Here is a 291-nt window from a genome sequence, read left to right as displayed (position 1 = left end):
CTTGCGCAGCTTGGTCTCGAACTCGATTTCCTTCTTCAGGCCCTCATTACCTTTCATGGCCTCCAGTGCCTGGAGCTGCTCGGCGAGGTGTTTTTCCAACTGGCGGTACTCTGCAAGTTTGGACATTCTTTTTCCCTGTCTTTGAGTGGGTGTGGTTCTTCAGATTGAATGCGTCGTTCGCAAGTTCAGCCTATTTCCGACGTGTCAGCTGGCTCTCAAGGTGGGCCAATTCCGCTTTTATTGCCTTGATGGTCAGTGCTTGGATCTGAATGGTTCTGGCCGGGGCCGCGT

General features: G+C 52.9%; 1 pseudogene. It reads right to left on the bottom strand.

What is annotated here, in order from left to right:
• Nucleotides 1-126: pseudogene (locus EE949_RS12940) on the bottom strand (transcriptional regulator); the annotation flags it as partial.
• Between the last annotated feature and the right edge of the window lie 165 nt (nucleotides 127-291).

The sequence above is a fragment of the Pseudomonas viridiflava genome (assembly GCF_900602065.1).
GTDB lineage: Bacteria > Pseudomonadota > Gammaproteobacteria > Pseudomonadales > Pseudomonadaceae > Aquipseudomonas.
The sequence above is the reverse complement of the archived record's forward strand: the minus strand, read 5'-3'. Positions and strand labels throughout refer to the sequence as shown.